This is a genomic window from Streptomyces sp. NRRL S-378, assembly GCF_000720645.1.
Lineage (GTDB): Bacteria > Actinomycetota > Actinomycetes > Streptomycetales > Streptomycetaceae > Streptomyces.
The window spans coordinates 1-17,025 of sequence record NZ_JOBX01000100.1 but is presented as its reverse complement, the minus strand read 5'-3'; the positions used below and the strand labels follow the sequence as shown (position 1 = coordinate 17,025).

At 71.1% G+C, this 17,025-nt stretch carries 14 protein-coding genes; all 14 read right to left on the bottom strand.

Annotated features, from left to right (window positions below; translation table 11 throughout):
• Positions 1-255: 255 nt before the first annotated feature.
• Entirely contained in the window at positions 256-1,449 is a 1,194-nt protein-coding gene (locus tag IH80_RS0136500; protein ID WP_030966145.1) for a DivIVA domain-containing protein, read from the bottom strand.
• An 82-nt stretch (positions 1,450-1,531) separates the two neighbouring features.
• A complete protein-coding gene (locus tag IH80_RS0136495; RefSeq protein ID WP_030664053.1) occupies positions 1,532-1,828 on the bottom strand; it encodes a YggT family protein in 297 nt (98 codons plus the stop codon).
• Between the two features lie 60 nt (positions 1,829-1,888).
• A complete protein-coding gene (locus IH80_RS0136490; RefSeq protein WP_030966143.1) occupies positions 1,889-2,506 on the bottom strand; it encodes a cell division protein SepF in 618 nt (205 codons plus the stop codon).
• Between the two features lie 149 nt (positions 2,507-2,655).
• A complete protein-coding gene (locus tag IH80_RS0136485; protein WP_030966142.1) occupies positions 2,656-3,375 on the bottom strand; it encodes a YggS family pyridoxal phosphate-dependent enzyme in 720 nt (239 codons plus the stop codon).
• Positions 3,362-4,129, bottom strand: coding sequence for a peptidoglycan editing factor PgeF (gene pgeF, locus IH80_RS0136480; RefSeq protein WP_078906933.1), 768 nt, complete (start codon positions 4,127-4,129; stop codon positions 3,362-3,364). The genes IH80_RS0136485 and pgeF overlap by 14 nt, the downstream gene beginning before the upstream one ends.
• 17 nt (positions 4,130-4,146) lie before the next feature.
• Complete coding sequence (ftsZ, locus tag IH80_RS0136475) at positions 4,147-5,352, bottom strand: cell division protein FtsZ (protein WP_030966140.1); 1,206 nt, start codon at positions 5,350-5,352, stop codon at positions 4,147-4,149.
• A gap of 279 nt (positions 5,353-5,631) precedes the next feature.
• Positions 5,632-6,486, bottom strand: coding sequence for a cell division protein FtsQ/DivIB (locus IH80_RS0136470; RefSeq protein WP_030966139.1), 855 nt, complete (start codon positions 6,484-6,486; stop codon positions 5,632-5,634).
• A gap of 30 nt (positions 6,487-6,516) precedes the next feature.
• The gene (gene murG, locus IH80_RS0136465; protein ID WP_030966137.1) at positions 6,517-7,611 is read right to left on the bottom strand and encodes an undecaprenyldiphospho-muramoylpentapeptide beta-N-acetylglucosaminyltransferase; all 1,095 of its coding nucleotides are present in this window, start codon (positions 7,609-7,611) and stop codon (positions 6,517-6,519) included.
• 6 nt (positions 7,612-7,617) lie between these two features.
• Positions 7,618-8,988: a putative lipid II flippase FtsW gene (gene ftsW, locus IH80_RS0136460; protein ID WP_030966136.1), complete on the bottom strand. Its 1,371-nt coding sequence runs from the start codon at positions 8,986-8,988 to the stop codon at positions 7,618-7,620.
• Between the two features lie 69 nt (positions 8,989-9,057).
• Positions 9,058-10,635 (bottom strand): UDP-N-acetylmuramoyl-L-alanine--D-glutamate ligase, encoded by a 1,578-nt coding sequence (gene murD / locus IH80_RS0136455; RefSeq protein ID WP_234432509.1) that lies wholly within the window; start codon positions 10,633-10,635, stop codon positions 9,058-9,060.
• Positions 10,617-11,687, bottom strand: a complete 1,071-nt coding sequence (mraY, locus tag IH80_RS0136450; protein ID WP_030966133.1) for a phospho-N-acetylmuramoyl-pentapeptide-transferase — start codon at positions 11,685-11,687, stop codon at positions 10,617-10,619. Before mraY ends, murD begins: the two co-directional genes overlap by 19 nt.
• Entirely contained in the window at positions 11,684-13,114 is a 1,431-nt protein-coding gene (locus IH80_RS0136445; protein WP_030966132.1) for a UDP-N-acetylmuramoyl-tripeptide--D-alanyl-D-alanine ligase, read from the bottom strand. Before IH80_RS0136445 ends, mraY begins: the two co-directional genes overlap by 4 nt.
• Positions 13,111-14,820, bottom strand: coding sequence for a UDP-N-acetylmuramoyl-L-alanyl-D-glutamate--2,6-diaminopimelate ligase (locus IH80_RS0136440; RefSeq protein WP_030966131.1), 1,710 nt, complete (start codon positions 14,818-14,820; stop codon positions 13,111-13,113). Before IH80_RS0136440 ends, IH80_RS0136445 begins: the two co-directional genes overlap by 4 nt.
• 45 nt (positions 14,821-14,865) lie before the next feature.
• Entirely contained in the window at positions 14,866-16,887 is a 2,022-nt protein-coding gene (locus IH80_RS0136435) for a peptidoglycan D,D-transpeptidase FtsI family protein (protein ID WP_107056977.1), read from the bottom strand.
• Positions 16,888-17,025 lie beyond the last annotated feature (138 nt).

Below are 17,025 nucleotides of genomic sequence, written 5' to 3'. Positions count from 1 at the left end.
ACCCCCCGCTCCCGCTCCCGCCCCGGGACACCACCCAGCCCCGCCGGCGCTTGAGGCGCGGCCACCGGCCCGCAGACGGAACACGAGCACACCGCCCCGCCAGGGCAAGGGCGGCCACCGGCCCGCAGACGGAACACGAGCCCACCGCCCCGCCAGGGCAACGGCACCCACCGGCCGGCAGACGGAAACGGGCCGGGCCCGGTGCCCCCGTGGGGAACCGGGCCCGGCCCGTGACTGCCGACTGCGCGGCGGCGCTTAGTTGTCGTCCTCGTCGATCAGGAAACCCCGCATCGGCGACGGCGCCTGCATCGGCTGCGGCGCAGCCGGCCGGACCGGAGCCATCGGCTGGGTCATCGCCGGGGACATCTGCTGCTGGCCGCCGTAGGACGGACCGGCACCCATCGGGGAGGGACCGCCCATGGACGGACCGCCCATGGTGTGACCCATCGCACCGGCCGGGGCCATCGACGGAGACGGAGACGGCGGCAGCGCGGGACCGGCCGGGTTGCGCGGCGGGGCCAGCGAGTCGTCCGCCTGGGTCTCCAGCTGGCGCAGCTGCGACTCCAGGTAGGACTTCAGACGCGTACGGTACTCACGCTCGAAGCCGCGCAGGTCCTCGACCTTGCGCTCCAGCGTGGCGCGGGCGGACTCCAGGGAGCCCATCGCGACGCGGTGCTTCTCCTGCGCGTCCCGCTCCAGCGCATCGGCCTTGGCGCGGGCGTCCCGCTCCAGGCCCTCGGCGCGCGACCGGGCCTCGCCGACGATCTTGTTGGCCTCGGAGCGGGCCTCCGCGATCGCCTGGTCGGCGGTCTGCTGCGCCAGCGACAGGACGCGGGCGGCGCTGTCGCCACCGGGGCCCTGCTGCGGGAGCTGCGGCTGCTGCATCTGCTGCATGGGCTGACCCATGGGCTGCATCTGCTGACCCATCGGCTGCATCTGCTGGCCCATGGGCTGCATCTGCTGGCCGAGCGGGTTCTGGCCGCCCATCGACTGCTGCTGGCCCATGGGCTGCTGGCCCATGCCCTGCGGTCCGCCCATGGGGTGCTGCTGCATGGGGCCGCCCATGGGGCCGCCCATCGGGCCGGGGCCCTGCTGGCCCTGGCCGCCGGGGCCCGGCGGGAGCTGCGGTGCGCCGCCCGGCAGCTGGGGCGGGCCCATCTGCGGGTTCTGCTGCTGCGGCGGGCCGGATATGGCCGCGGGCACGGGGGCGCCGGGGCCGCGCTGGTCCTGGGGCTCGGGCTTGCGCATGCCCTGCTGCTGCTGGCTCTGCGCGGCGGCGCGCGTGGCGGCGGCCAGCTTGGCGCGCAGGTCCTCGTTCTCGCGCAGCAGGCGCGTCAGTTCGGACTCGACCTCGTCGAGGAAGGCATCGACCTCGTCCTCGTCATAGCCTTCTCGGAGGCGGACGGTCGTGAACTGCTTGTTCCGCACGTCCTCGGGAGTCAGCGGCATGTCTTCTTCACCTCTACGTAGTCGTCGGCAGTCGGCAAGACCGTATCGGGACCGTCCCCGCGCGTACGGGGAAGCTCATCGTTCACACGCTTCTCGCAGCGGTGCTCACGAAGCTGATGAGGATGTAAACGATGATCATCAGAACGAAGAAGGACAGGTCGAGTGCCACGCCGCCGAGACGCAACGGCGGAATGAACCGCCGCAGGAGCTTGAGCGGTGGATCGGTGACAGTGTAGGTGGCCTCCAGAACGACCACCATCGCCTTGCCGGGTGTCCATGAACGTGCGAACTGGAACACATAGTCCATGACCAGTCGGAAGATCAGCACGATCAGGAAGCACATCAGCACGACGTAGACCACTTGCAGTGCGATGCCCATCCCGCGCTTCCCTCTCCCCGTTTCCCGATCTGTTCCCGGTCCCGTATCTGACGGATCGGTCTAGCTTTGGTTGAAGAACCCGCCCTCCGCGATGCGGGCCTTGTCCTCCGCCGTGACATCGACGTTAGCAGGCGACAGCAGGAACACCTTCTGTGTCACGCGTTCAATGCTGCCGTGCAGACCGAACACGAGTCCGGCGGCGAAGTCCACGAGACGCTTCGCATCCGTGTCGTCCATCTCCGTGAGATTCATGATCACCGGAGTGCCCTCACGGAAGTGTTCCCCGATGGTACGGGCCTCGTTGTAGGTCCGGGGGTGCAGTGTCGTGATGCGGTACGGCTCCCGCTCGGAGACGACCTTGGGCATGATCACGGGGGCGTTCTTCTCCAGGTTCGTGCGATCAGGTGTGATGGATGCCACGGGGGCAATTCGCGCAGGACGTCCGTTTTCCACCGGAATTGGGATGGGTTCCCGCGGTGCCGGAGGCTGTACGGCTCGTACCGGTTCGTCCGATACGGGCGACTGGTGCACGGGCTGCTGTCGGCGATCCCGCTCCCGAGCCCGCTCCATCTCCGGCTCGGGCTCGAACTCGTCGTCGGGGTCGTACCCCGGGTTGTCGTACCGGTCGTCCTCCACGAGGCCGAGGTAGACCGCCATCTTGCGCATCGCGCCGGCCATTCTCCGAGTCCTCCGCTCTGTGGTGGATCGCCCTGTCGCAGGTGCCGCCGTGTCACGAATGTCACCAACTGCCCGCGATCCACGTGGTCTGCCCGCTCATCGGCGGGAATGACCATATTTTCTGCTGTGGTCCGACTTTCTTCGCGACGTTACCCGAGCCGGGGTCTCGCGCCGAGTACCGCAGTGCCGACGCGTACATGTGTCGCACCGGCCGCAACGGCCTGTTCCAGGTCTGCGCTCATCCCGGCCGACACCATCGTGGCAGTCGGATGGTCCGCGCGCAGGCGGGATGACAATTCCACCAACCGCTCGAAGGCGGCCTGTTCGCGTCCCGCGTAGTGACCGGACAGGGGTGCGACGGTCATCAGTCCGTCGATCCGCAGTCCGGGCGCCCCGGCGACGAGGTCCGCCAACTCCGCGAGCTGCTCCGGCGCGGCCCCGCCCCGGCTCCCCCGCTCGCCCGACTCGGCGTCGAGGGCGATCTGCACGAGGCAGCCGATCTCACGGCCCGCGTTCACCGCCGCCGCCGAGAGGGCGGTCACGAGCCGGGGCCGGTCGACCGACTGCACCACGTGCGCGTATCCCGCCACGGAACGGACTTTGTTGGTCTGCAACTGACCGACGAAATGCCAGCTGAGCGGCAGATCCGCGCAGGCCGCGGCCTTGGGGGCGGCGTCCTGGTCGCGGTTCTCGGCAACATGACGGACGCCCAGCTCCGCCAGCAGTCGTACGTCGCTCGCCGGGTAGGTCTTGGTGACCACGATGAGGGTCACCTCCTCCCGCCCGCGGCCCGCCGCCGCGCAGGCGGACGAGATACGTTCCTCCACCCGCGCCAGGTTCTCGGCGAGCTCCGACTTACGATCCGTCATTCTTCTTTTCCCCCGGGAGTCCGGGGGTCTCCCCCCGGGAAAGCTCCGTCAACCAGACATATCCGGCCAGCCGTCCGGTCACCCGGTCACGGCGGTACGAGAAATGGTCCCGCGACTCCAGTGTGCAGACAGGGGAACGGGCACCGTCCACCACCCCCGCCTCCGCGAGCTGGGCGTGCACCCCCGCGACCACGTCGACCGCCGGTGTCCCCCAACTGGTCTCGGACCGGGCGGCGGGGACCGACTCCGCCACCGACTCCCGCATCCCGGCCGGCACCTCGTAGCAGCGTCCGCAGACCGCGGGTCCGGTACGGGCGACGATCCGCGCGGGCTCGGCACCGAGGGAGACCATCGCCTCCACCGCCGCCGGCACCACCCCGGCGACCAGTCCGGGCCGCCCGGCGTGGGCGGCTCCGGCGACCCCGGCGACGGGGTCCGCCAGCAGGACCGGCGTGCAGTCGGCGGTGAGCACGGCGAGGGCGAGCCCCCGACGGGCGGTCACCACGGCGTCCACCGCCGGGATCTCCGCGTCCGGTCCCCAAGGACCGTCGACGACCGCCACGTCCCGGCCGTGCACCTGGTTCATCCAGACCACGCGGTCCGGGTCGAGTCCCAGGGACCGGGCGGCCACGGCCCGGTTCGCGAGAACGGCGGCCGGGTCGTCTCCGACCGCGCCGCCGAGGTTGAGCTCTTCGTACGGAACGGCGCTCACTCCGCCCCACCGGTCGGTGAAGGCGAAGTGGGCGCCGCCCACGTGATGCTGCTCCGGTGTCACTTCAAGAAGTCCGGAACGTCCAGTTCCTCGGCCGGGCTGTCCTGGTACGGCCGGGCCGTGGGGACCTGCGGCGCGGGGGCCTGGACCTCGACCGGGGCCGGCTCGACGGGAGCCGGGGGCTCCTCGCGCGGCGGGACCGTGCCGAGTCCGCCGAAGGCCGGGCGGACCGGCTCGGGGGCGCGGACCGGGGCCGGGGCGGGCTCCTCGCGCTTGGTGGACGCGGCGCCGATGACGTTGTCCCGGCGGGCCGGGGGCTGTCCGCCGTCGAACCCGGCCGCGATGACGGTGACCCGCACCTCGTCGCCGAGCGCGTCGTCGATGACGGCGCCGAAGATGATGTTCGCCTCGGGGTGCGCCGCCTCGCTCACCAGCTGCGCGGCCTCGTTGATCTCGAAGAGACCGAGGTCGGAGCCGCCGGAGATGGAGAGCAGCACCCCGCGTGCGCCGTCGATGGACGCCTCGAGCAGCGGCGAGGAGATCGCCATCTCGGCGGCGGCCACGGCGCGGTCGTCGCCGCGGGCGGAGCCGATGCCCATCAGGGCCGAGCCGGCCTCGGACATCACGGACTTGACGTCGGCGAAGTCGAGGTTGATCAGACCCGGGGTGGTGATGAGGTCGGTGATGCCCTGGACGCCGGACAGCAGGACCTGGTCCGCCGACTTGAAGGCGTCCAGGACGCTGACCTGGCGGTCCGAGATGGACAGCAGGCGGTCGTTGGGGATGACGATGAGGGTGTCGACCTCTTCGCGGAGCTCGGCGATGCCGTCCTCCGCCTGGTTCGCGCGGCGCCGGCCCTCGAAGGTGAACGGCCGGGTGACCACACCGATCGTCAGGGCGCCCAGCGAGCGCGCGATGTTGGCGACGACGGGTGCGCCGCCGGTGCCGGTGCCGCCGCCCTCACCGGCGGTGACGAAGACCATGTCGGCCCCCTTGAGGACCTCCTCGATCTCCTCGCGGTGGTCCTCTGCCGCCTTGCGCCCGACCGCCGGGTTGGCGCCGGCGCCGAGGCCGCGGGTGAGTTCGCGGCCGACGTCGAGCTTGACGTCGGCGTCGCTCATCAACAGCGCCTGCGCGTCCGTGTTGATGGCGATGAACTCGACGCCCTTGAGACCGACCTCGATCATTCGGTTGATGGCATTGACACCACCGCCGCCGACACCGATGACCTTGATGACTGCGAGGTAGTTCTGCGGTGCTGCCACGTCGAAGGCCTCTCGCCTCGAGTTACGTGTCGCCGCCTCGCGGGCCTGCGTTGCGACGACTGATGCCGAAATAGGGACGGTCCGAACGCGCCGACCCGAACCCTCACCCTGAAGTTTAGGGTTAGGGGTGTGTCTGTTCCTTGGACTCTTCCGAACAGGACACTAAGTCGACAAGTAGCGCGTGTTCAACGAACACGCCGAACCTCCCGTTTTTCTTTTCACCCTATGTGATCACCCGTATCGCTGGCCAACCAGGGTGCGCCGCTGTTCGACCTGACGTCAACTCCCGGCCGCCGCAGGGGCGGTGGGGACGCTCACGTCGAAGTGACCGGCCTTCGGTGCGGCTTTCAACAAAGCGGTCAGCGCACGCCCCTTCGCGTCGCTCTGTTCGCCGCTGCCCCACCGTACGGACCGGCCTCCGGTCAGCTCCAGCACGATCGAATCGTAGGAACCCACCTTGACCTGCACCGTTTCCTTCGCGATCGGCGCCGGGAGGGATCCGGCGACGAGCACGGCCTCGTGCAGCAGCCGGTCTTCGTCGAAGCGGCGGGCGCTCGGGGAGCCCGCCGCGTTCAATTCGAGGACCGGAACGCCCGCGGGTGCTTTCGGAACCGTGTCGAATCGCACACCCGATGCGTCCACTTCCACGAAGTTGGCGTCCTTTTTGATGAGCAGGACGGGTTTGCGCTCCGTCACCTTGAGTCCGATTCCGTGCGGCCAGGCCCGTACCGCATCAACCGATTCGATGCGGGGCAGACGGCCGCGTACACGGCTCTCGATCTCGTCCGTGTCGACGCTCACGAGGGGCGCGCCGACGGGCACGGCCGCGGCGGAGAGGACCTGCTCGGGCGTGAGCACCTCCGTGCCGGTGGCCGTGACCCTCTCGACGCGGAGCCAGGAGGAGCCGTAGAGGACCCAGGTGCCGCCGGAGGCGAGGAGCACCGCCGCGGCCAGGGAGGCCAGCACAGGGCCCCGGCGCAGGTGTCTGCCGGGGCCCCGTGGGGCGGTCCTCTTCGGGGCCTTCGAGGACGTGGGGCCCTTGGGTGGCTTGGGAGAGCCGGCGCCCTTGCCGGGCGACCGGCCGGGCCGATCGGAAGACGGTGTTCCGCGCTGTGCGGTCGTCGCTCCGGCCACTCCTGTGCCTCCTGCGTCCGTGCTCCCGCGTCAGCGGGCTCGGTGGGCTGCGATCGCCTCGTACACCATGCCGACCAGCAGCTCGTCGGCGTCCCGGCGGCCGAACTCACCGGCGGCGCGGGACATCTCGTACAGGCGGTGCGGATCGGACAGCACCGGGAGGACCTGGCCGAGCACCCAGTCGGGCGTCAGTTCCGCGTCGTCCACGAGCAGGCCTCCGCCGGCCTTGACCACCGGCTGGGCGTTGAGCCGCTGTTCGCCGTTGCCGATCGGCAGCGGGACGTAGGCGGCGGGCAGCCCGACGGCGGACAGTTCGGCGACGGTCATCGCTCCCGCGCGGCACAGCATCATGTCGGCGGCGGCGTACGCGAGATCCATCCGGTCCACGTACGGTACCGGCACATAGGGCGGCATCCCGGGCATGTTGTCGACACGCGGCAGTTCGTTCTTCGGCCCGACGGCGTGCAGGATCTGCACACCGGAGCGCTGGAGGGTCGGAGCGACCTGCTGGATCGTCTCGTTGAGGCGCCGTGCGCCCTGCGAGCCGCCGGAGACAAGCAGCGTGGGCAGGTTGGGGTCCAGGCCGAAGGCGGCGCGCGCCTCGGGGCGTACGGCGGCCCGGTCGAGGGTGGAGATGGAGCGGCGTAGCGGGATGCCCACGTAGCGGGCGCCGCGCAGCTTGCTGTCGGGCGTGGAGACCGCGACGGCGTGCGCGTACCGGGAGCCGATCTTGTTGGCCAGTCCGGGCCGGGCGTTGGCCTCGTGGACGATGATCGGCACGCCGAGCCGCTTGGCCGCGAGGTAGCCGGGCAGGGCCACGTAGCCGCCGAAGCCGACGACGCAGTCGGCCTTGGTGCGCAGGAGGATCTCCTCCGCGGCCCTGATGGTGCCGCGCAGCCGTCCGGGGACGGTGATCAGCTCGGGGGTGGGCTTGCGGGGCAGCGGTACGGCGGGGATCAGCCCGAGTTCGTAACCGCGCTCGGGTACCAGGCGGGTTTCGAGTCCGCGCTCGGTGCCCAGGGCGGTGATGCCCACTGAAGGGTCCTGCCTGCGCAGGGCGTCCGCGAGGGCGAGCGCCGGCTCGATGTGGCCGGCGGTCCCCCCACCGGCGAGTACGACATGCACCGAAATTCACCGCTCTCCGGACGGACGCTTCTTGACGCGCCGTCTCATCGACTTCCATCTCACCCCGGTCCGCCTCCAGCCGGTCTTCGGCTGTCGCATCGCGAGGGCCGCGCGCGCTGCCGGCTCCTCCCGCGCGAAGGCGATGAGCAGTCCGACCGCGAACATGGTCGGCAGCAGGGCCGACCCTCCGTAGGAGAACAGCGGGAGCGGGACTCCGGCGATCGGCAGCAGACCGAGCACCGCACCGATGTTGATCACGGCCTGGGCCGTGATCCAGGTGGTCACGCCTCCCGCGGCAAACCGTACGAAGGAGTCCTCCGTGCGTCCGGCCACGCGGATACCCGCATAGCCTAGAGCCGCGAACAGGGCGAGCACCGACAGCGTCCCCGCCAGTCCCAGTTCCTCCCCCGTGATGGCGAAGATGAAGTCGGTGTGGGCTTCAGGTAGTTGACCCCATTTTTCCACACTTGCACCCAGTCCGGAACCGAACCAGCCACCTGACGCGAGGGCGTAGATCCCGTGGACGGCCTGCCAGCAAAGGTCGTTCTTGCCCGGTTCTGTCGCACCGATGCACTCCAACCGGTCCATCCGGTGCGGACTGGTCTTGATGAGCAGTGCGACGATCGCACCCGCGAAGGCCAGTACGCCGACGAACATCCGCGTGGGAGCCCCCGCGAGCCAGAGCAGGCCGAACAGGATGGCGCCGAGGATCATCGCGGTGCCCATGTCCCCGCCCAGCATGATGAGCCCGAGGAGCAGGAAGGCCACGGGGACCAGTGGCACGAGCAGGTGCTTCCACTGGCTCAGCAGTCCCTTGTCGCCCTTGCGGGCCAGCAGGTCGGCCCCCCAGAGGATCAGCGCCAGCTTGCCGAACTCACTGGGCTGCAGCATGAACGGGCCGCCGAGGGAGATCCAGTTCTGGTTGCCGTTGATCGAGACCCCTATCCCGGGGACCTGGACCAGCACCATCAGGAAGAGCGTGCCGGCCAGCACCGGATAGGACAGCGCCCGGTGCAGTTTGACCGGCATCCGCGAGGCGACCAGCAGCAGGACGGCGCCGATCAGGGCGGCCAGGAACTGCTTCTTGAAGAAGTAGGCGTCGCCCAGGCCCAGCTGGAGCGCCTTGATCATGGATGCGGAGTACACCATCACCAGACCGAGCACGGTGATGAGCAGTGAACTGCCGAAAATCAGGTAATACGCCGTGAGTGGCCGGTCCCACGCCCTGCGCAACTGCTGCTGCGTACGCCGGAGACCGGCCAGCGGCCCGCGCCCGGCGGGTCGCGCCGGACGCTTCGCGTTCACCCCGGGGCGCTTGCGGCCCTGCGCCTTCACGGCGGACGGCCGCCGCCCCGGCAGCATCTGCTTGGCCGGCATCTGTGATCTTCCCCTCCACTCGTACGAGGCGAGCATCCGGCCGGAGGGAACCTGTCCGGCGCCCCCGGCCTAGGCCGTGTCCGCGGCGTTCTCGGCGGCGAGTTCACGCACCGCGTCGGCGAACGCGTCCCCGCGCTTGTTGTAGTTCGCGAACATGTCCATCGATGCGCAGGCCGGTGCCAGCAGGACCGTGTCGCCGGGCTCGGCGAGCGCGGCCGCCTCCCGGACCGCTGCGAGCATCGCCCCAGTGTCGGTCCGGTCGAGGTCGACGACCGGGACCTCGGGGGCGTGTCGCGCCAGTGCCTCCGCGATCAACGCCCGGTCGGCGCCGATCAGGACGACGCCGCGCATCCGCGCGGCCGACTTCTGCACGAGCTCGTCGAAGGTCGCGCCCTTGGCGAGGCCGCCGGCGATCCAGACGACCTTGTCGAAGGAGGCGAGGGAGGCCTCCGCCGCGTGCGTGTTGGTGGCCTTGGAGTCGTCGACGTAGACGACCGAGCCGACCTCGTCCACCCGCGCGACCCGGTGGGCGTCCGGACGGAAGTCGCGCAGCCCGTCGCGGACCGCGCGCGGCTCCACGCCGAAGGCGCGGGCCAGGGCCGCGGCGGCGAGCGCGTTGGCGATGTTGTGCGGGGCCGGCGGGTTGACGTCCTTGACCTCGGCGAGCTCCTGGGCGTTCTTCTGCCGGTTCTCCACGAAGGCCCGGTCGACGAGGATGCCGTCGACGACTCCGAGCATGGAGGGGCCGGGCGCGCCGAGGGTGAAGCCGATCGCGCGGCAGCCCTCCTCGACGTCGGCCTCGACGACGAGGTCCTCGGTGGCCTTGTCGGCCACGTTGTAGACGCAGGCGACCGTGTTGCCCTCGTAGATGCGGCCCTTGTCGGCGGCGTACGCCTGCATCGAGCCGTGCCAGTCGAGGTGGTCGGGAGCCAGGTTGAGGACGGCTCCCGAGTGGACGCGCAGCGAGGGCGCCCAGTGCAGCTGGTAGCTGGAGAGTTCGACGGCGAGCACGTCGTACGGCTGCTCGCCGAGGACCACGTCGATGATCGGGGTCCCGATGTTGCCGACGGCGGCGGTGCGCAGCCCTGCGGCCTTCAGGATCGACGCGAGCATCTGGACGGTGGTGGTCTTGCCGTTGGTGCCGGTGACGGCGAGCCATTCGGCGGGCCCGGCCGGAGCCGCGTCGGCCTCCTCGCCGGTGCCGCCGGCCGCGGCCCTGCGGGCAGCGCGGAGTTCCACGCCGGCGGCGCGCAGCCGCCAGGCGACCTCGACGTCGCCGACGACGTCGACGCCCGCTTCGGCGGCGGCCAGGAAGAGCGGGCTCTGCGGCTGCCAGCCGGGCGAGGTGACGACCAGTTCGGTGCCCTCGGGGAGGGTTTCACCGGCCCGGGCCCCGTCGGGCAGGTGCCCGAGGCGGACCTCGATGCCCAGTTCCGCGAGCTCGGCCGCCCTGGCCCGGTGCGTGTCGCCGTCGCCGTTGTCGACGACGGTCACCCGGGCGCCCAGCCGGGCCAGGGCCCGGGCGGCGCTGATGCCGCTGATGCCGAGGCCGGCCACGGTGATCCGGCCCGGCAGGCCGAACCGGCCCAGGGCGTCGGGGCCGAGCAGGCCGGCCAGGTCGGAGGCGCTCACTTGTCGGCTGCCCATCCCGCGTAGAAGAGACCGAGACCCACGATCACGCACATGCCCTGGATGATCCAGAAGCGGACCACGACGAGGACCTCGGACCAGCCCTTGAGTTCGAAGTGGTGCTGGAGCGGCGCCATCCGGAAGACGCGCTTACCGGTCAGCTTGAAGGAGCCGACCTGGATGACGACCGACATCGTGATGAGCACGAAGAGGCCGCCGAGGAGGGCGATCAGGAGCTCGGTGCGGGAGCAGATGGCGAGGCCCGCGAGGGCGCCGCCGAGGGCCAGCGAACCGGTGTCACCCATGAAGATCTTGGCGGGCGAGGTGTTCCACCACAGGAAGCCGAAGCAGGCGCCCATGAGGGCGGAGGCGACGACCGCGAGGTCGAGCGGGTCGCGCACCTCGAAACAGGCGTTCGGGTTCGTGAGGTCGGCCGCCATCGCGCACGACTCCTGGAACTGCCAGACGCCGATGAAGGTGTAGGCGCCGAAGACCATCACGGCGGCGCCGGTGGCCAGACCGTCCAGGCCGTCGGTGAGGTTCACGCCGTTGGACAGGGCCAGGATCATGAACAGCGCCCAGACCACGAAGAGCACCGGGCCGATCGACCAGCCGAAGTCCGTGACGAACGACAGCTTGGTGGAGGCCGGCGTGAGGTCGCGCGAGTCCTTGAACTGGAGTGCGAGCACCGCGAAGGCGATGCCGACGATCAGCTGGCCGGCCATCTTGGCCTTGGCCCGCAGACCCAGCGAACGCCGCTTGACGATCTTGATGTAGTCGTCGAGGTACCCGACGAGGCCCATGCCGGCCATCAGGAACAGCACGAGCAGGCCCGAGAAGCTCGGCTCCTCACCGGTGATGACCTTCGTCAGCGCGTACGCGACGAGCGTCGCCAGGATGAAGGAGATGCCGCCCATGGTGGGCGTGCCCTTCTTCCCGGCGTGGCCGCGCGGACCGTCGTCGCGGATGAACTGGCCGTAGCCCTTGCGGGCCAGCAGCTTGATCAGCAGCGGCGTGCCGACGACGGTCAGGAACATGCCGATGACACCGGCGAACAGGATCTGCCTCATCGGCCGGTGACCTCGCCCTCGACAGTGCCCTCGAGCAGGGCCTGAGCCACCCGCTCCAGACCGGCCGACCTGGAAGCCTTCACCAGCACGACGTCACCCGGGCGCAGTTCACTGCGCAACAGGTCGACCGCCGCCTGCGCGTCGGACACGAGCACCGACTCCTCACCCCACGAACCCTCGTTATATGCGCCCAGTTGCAGCCAGGAGGCTTCCCTGCCCCCGACCGCGACGAGCTTGCTCACGTTGAGCCGGACGACAAGTCGTCCGACCGCGTCGTGCTCGGCGAGAGCGTCGTCTCCGAGCTCGGCCATCGGGCCGAGCACCGCCCACGTGCGCCCCCCGTTCGCCCTGCCGCCACCGCCCATCGCGGCGAGCGCGCGCAGTGCGGCCCGCATGGACTCCGGGTTCGCGTTGTAGGCGTCGTTGACGATCGTCACACCGTCCGCCCGCTCGGTGACCTCCATCCGCCACCGGGACAGCGTGCCCGCTCCGGAGAGCGCGGTTGCGATCTCCTCGACGGACATGCCCAGGACATGGGCGACGGCGGCCGCGGCGAGCGCGTTCGACACGTGGTGCTCACCGTACAGCCGCAAGGTCACGTCGCTGCACCCGGTCGGTGTGTGCAGTGTGAAGGAAGGCTGCCCCTTGTCCGTCATGCGGACTTCCGTGGCCCGGATTTCGGCGTCGTCGGCCTCGCCGAACAGCACCGTACGGGCCTTCGTGCGCGCGGCCATGGAGCGGACCAGCAGGTCATCGGCGTTGAGGACGGCGACGCCGCCCTCCGCCTCGGCCGGCAGGGCCTCGACGAGCTCGCCCTTGGCCTGGGCGATCTGCTCACGGCCGCCGAACTCGCCGATGTGCGCGGTGCCGACGTTGAGGACCAGACCGATGCGAGGGGGCGTCAGTCCGGTGAGGTAGCGGATGTGGCCGATGCCGCGGGCGCCCATCTCCAGGACGAGGTGCTGGGTGTCCTCGGTGACGCGCAGCGTCGTGATCGGCAGGCCGATCTCGTTGTTGAGGTTCCCGGGGGTCCACACGGTCGGCGCGTGGTGCTGGAGCACCTGCGCGATGAGGTCCTTGGTGGAGGTCTTGCCGGCGGACCCGGTGAGGGCCACGACGTCGGTGCCCAGGCGGGCGACGACGGCCCGGGCGAGCGCGCCGAGGGCGGCCACCACGTCGGGGACGACGATGGCGGGGACGCCGACCGGCCGGGTCGCGAGGACGCCGACGGCGCCGGCGGCGACGGCGCGTTCGGCGTAGTCGTGGCCGTCGACCCGTTCGCCGACGAAGGCGGCGAACAGGCTGCCCGGCCGGACCTCGCGGGAGTCGTAGACCACGGGACCGGTGACCTGGACGGACGGATCCGGTATGTCGTGGGGCCGCCCGCCGGTGATGTCGGCGATCTCGGCGAGGGAAAGGGCGATCACTGGTTCACCTCGGCCTGTCGGACCTGGTTCGTTCGATCGAGCACGAGTTGGCGTTCGATCGCGGTGCGGAGCACCGTGCGGTCGTCGAAGGGCCGGACGACCCCTGCGGTGTCCTGGCCCTGTTCGTGGCCCTTGCCCGCCACGAGCACGGTGTCGCCGGGCTCGGCGCGCGCGACGGCGGCGGCGATGGCGGCCGCCCGGTCGGCGTCGACGAGGACGGTGCCGCGCTCGGCGGGCGGTACGGACACGGCGCCGCCGAACATCGCGGCGAGGATCGCGAGCGGATCCTCGGAGCGCGGGTTGTCGGAGGTCAGGACGGCCACGTCGGCGTACCGGGCGGCTGCGGCGCCCATCGGGGCGCGCTTGGTGTTGTCGCGGTCGCCGCCACAGCCGAGCACGATGTGCAGCTTGCCGGTGGTGACCTCGCGCAGGGCCCGCAGGACCGACTCCACGGCGTCCGTCTTGTGCGCGTAGTCGACGACGGCGAGGTACGGCTGTCCCGCGTCCACCCGCTCCAGCCGGCCGGGGACCCCGGGGACCGCGGCGACGCCGTCGGCGGCGGTCTGCGGGTCGAGGCCGGCGGCGGCGAGCGTGACGATCGCGGCGACGGTGTTGGCGACGTTGAACGGGCCGGGCAGCGGGGCCTTGGCGCGCACGCGCTGTCCCTCGGGGCCGACCAGCGTGAGCGTGGAGTCCATGTGGCCGGTGACGACGTCCTCGGCGCGCCAGTCGGCGGCCCGGTCGCCCGCGGCGGAGAAGGTGACGACCGGGACGGTGGCCTCCTTGGCGAGGCGGCGGCCGTACTCGTCGTCGAAGTTGACCACGCCCAGGCGGGCGCGGCGGGGCGTGAAGAGCTCCGCCTTCGCCTGGAAGTAGTCCTCCATGTCGGAGTGGAACTCCATGTGCTCGGGGCTCAGGTTGTTGAAGACGGCGACGTCGAAGACGCAGCCGTCGACGCGGCCGAGCACCAGGGCGTGGCTGGAGACCTCCATGGCCACGGCCTCGACGCCGCGTTCGCGCATGACCGCGAAGAGGGCCTGCAGGTCGGTGGCTTCGGGGGTGGTCCGCTCGGACTTGATGCGCTCGTCGCCGATGCGCATCTCGACGGTGCCGACCAGACCGGTACTGCGGCCGGCCGCGCGCAGCCCGCCCTCGACGAGGTACGCCGTGGTGGTCTTGCCGGACGTTCCGGTGATGCCGATCTGGAGCAGGCCTTCGCCGGGGTGGCCGTAGATCGCGGCGGCGAGTTCGCCCATCCGGCCACGCGGGTCGGCGACGGCCAGGACCGGCAGGCCGGTGGCCGCTGCGCGTTCGGCGCCCGAGGGGTCGGTCAGCACGGCGGCGGCGCCGAGGCCGGCGGCCTGGGCGGCGAATTCGGCGCCGTGGGTCCGGGCTCCGGGCAGGGCCGCGTACAGGTCTCCCGGGCGGACCGCACGGGAGTCGTGCGTGATCCCGGTGATCTGCGCAGCGCCTGGTGACGGGACGCCCAGCAGCGTGGCCAGCTCGCCCAGCGGGCTCGGAGCGGCGGACGCGGGCCTGGGTGCTCCCGGCGGCGCTGCCGGGGCGTCTTGCTGGGTGGTTCTGGGCTGATCAGCGTGGGGCACGGCGGTGAGCGTACCGGGCGCGGCGGCCGGGCCGCGAAGTGAGGGCCCGGCCTCGGCTGCGGCGGCCGGTCGGTTCCCGGGTTTCGGGGTGATCGTTGTCACTGATGGTGCCTCACGCTTTTCTGGCGGGCAGGCCGTGGCCGAGGGTCACTGGCCGGGCTGCGGACTGGGCTGCGGGGCGGGCTGCTGGGCGGCCTGCGGGCCGGGCTCGTAGGTGACCGGGAGCCCGGCGGGGGCGGTGCCGGTGGGGGCGACCTGGAGGGTCTTGAGGGCGAACTCCATGACCTTCTTGTAGATGGGGCCGCAGATCTGGCCGCCGAAGTAGCTGCCCTTCGTGGGGTTCTGGATGGCGCAGTAGACGGTGATGCGCGGGTTGTCCGCCGGGGCGAAGCCGGCGAAGGAGGCGGTGTAGCCCTTGTAGCGGCCGGTGGCCGGATCCACCCGGTTGGAGGTGCCGGTCTTGCCGCCGACCCGGTAGCCGGGGATCTTCGCCTTGGTTCCGGTGCCCTCCTGGTCGTCGACGACTGATTCGAGCATCTCGGCGAGGGTCTTGGCGGTCTCCTGGCTGATCACGCGGTTCTGCTCGGGCGCCGGGGCCGGGGTGAAGCGGCCGTCGGGGCCCTTGGTGCCGCGGACCAGCGTCGGCTCGATGCGGACCCCGCCGTTGGCGATGGTGGAGTACACGGAGGCCGCCTGCATGGCGTTGAGGGACAGTCCCTGGCCGAAAGGGATCGTGTACTGCTGGGAGGTGGACCAGTTCCGGGGCTCGGCGAGGATGCCGCGGGACTCGCCCGGGTAGTTCAGGCCGGTGGGCCGGCCGATGCCGAACTTGGTCAGGTAGGAGTGCAGGACCTCGTTGGCCTCGGACTGGGTGGGACCGAGCTGGCCGGTGGCCAGGATGGTGCCGATGTTGGAGGACTTGGCGAGGACCCCGTTGAGGGTCAGGTACCAGGTCGGGTGGTCGATGTCGTCCTTGAACAGCCGGTCTCCGCGGTGCAGCCGGTTGGGGACCTCGACGCGGGTGTCGGGGGTCGCCTTCTTCTCCTCCAGCACGGCCGCCATCGACATCACCTTGGCGGTGGAGCCGGGCTCGTACACGTCCTGGAGGGCGGCGTTGCCCATGGCGGCCGTACTGGCCCGGGTCAGGTCGTTGGGGTCGAAGCCGGGGGCGTTGGCCATGGCCAGCACCTCGCCGGTACGGGTGTCCTGGACGATGACGTAGCCGCGGTCGGCCTCGGACTTCTGCACCTGCTCGGCGATGGCGCTCTGCGCCGCCCACTGGATGTCCCGGTCGATGGTCAGCTCGATGTCGTCGCCGGGGACGGCGGGCTTCTCGCTGGAGCCGGCGGTGGGCACCTTGCGGCCGCCGGACTGGGCGTAGGTGATCTCCCCGTCCTTGCCGGCCAGCTTCTTGTCGAGGGAGGACTCCAGGCCGCCGGCGCCCTTGCCCTCGGCGTTGACGTAACCCAGTATCCCGGCGGCGAGGTCCCCGCCCGGGTACACGCGCTTGCTGCTGTCCTCCTTGAACACGCCGGCCAGGACGTTGGCGCCGGGGGCGTTGTTCTTCTTGTCGGCGGTCGCCTTCTCCGAGAAGACCCGCTTGAGGTCCTTGATCTGGTTCCAGACCTGCGGGGTCTGGCGCTGGGCGAGGACGACGTACCGGCTGTTCTTGGTCCTGAGCTTCTCCGTGAGCTCCTTGGCGTCCTTGCCGAGGATGGGCGCGAGGAGGGCTGCGGCCTGCTCGGGGGCGTCCGGGGCCTTGCTGTCCTGCGGGGTGAACATCTTCGGGTCGGCGGTGATGTCGTACGCGTCGACGCTGGTGGCGAGGGCCACGCCCTTGCGGTCGGTGATCTCGCCGCGTTCGGCGGCCAGTTTGACGTTGGTGTAGCGGTTCTTGGAGGCCGCGGCGGAGAAGGAGGAGGCGTCGACGGCCTGCACCTGCAGCAGCCGGACGACGAAGGCGAGCATGACGAGGGTCAGCCCCACGCCGACCAGGCGCAGCCGGGGCCGGGGGCTGCCGAGCCGGATCGTGTGCGGGGTGCGGGGGCCCGCGGGGCGCCGGGTCGCCGGGCGGGAGGCCGGGCGGGCGGTGGCCCGGGGCCGGTCGCCGGGCCGCGACGGCCTGGCCGGTCCGGGCACCCGCCGCCGCGGCGGCTCCTGCGGGCTCACCCGGCCACCGTCCGTGCCTCGAGCGCCGGCGAGGCCGGTTCAGACGGGATCCGCGTCACGACGTCACCTTCCAGGGGTCTGGCTGGACTGCGGGCTGCCGGAGCTGTCTCTTATACACATCTGACGCTGCCGACGAAT

What these genes read in the sequence shown, in the direction of transcription:
- IH80_RS0136490 (WP_030966143.1), bottom strand. Translation starts at nt 2,506, where the DNA reads ATGGCCGGCGCGATGCGCAAGATGGCGGTCTACCTCGGCCTCGTGGAG.
- IH80_RS0136500 (WP_030966145.1), bottom strand. Translation starts at nt 1,449, where the DNA reads ATGCCGCTGACTCCCGAGGACGTGCGGAACAAGCAGTTCACGACCGTC.
- murD (WP_234432509.1), bottom strand. Translation starts at nt 10,635, where the DNA reads ATGGGCAGCCGACAAGTGAGCGCCTCCGACCTGGCCGGCCTGCTCGGC.
- ftsW (WP_030966136.1), bottom strand. Translation starts at nt 8,988, where the DNA reads ATGCCGGCCAAGCAGATGCTGCCGGGGCGGCGGCCGTCCGCCGTGAAG.
- IH80_RS0136485 (WP_030966142.1), bottom strand. Translation starts at nt 3,375, where the DNA reads ATGACGGATCGTAAGTCGGAGCTCGCCGAGAACCTGGCGCGGGTGGAG.
- mraY (WP_030966133.1), bottom strand. Translation starts at nt 11,687, where the DNA reads ATGAGGCAGATCCTGTTCGCCGGTGTCATCGGCATGTTCCTGACCGTC.
- IH80_RS0136495 (WP_030664053.1), bottom strand. Translation starts at nt 1,828, where the DNA reads ATGGGCATCGCACTGCAAGTGGTCTACGTCGTGCTGATGTGCTTCCTG.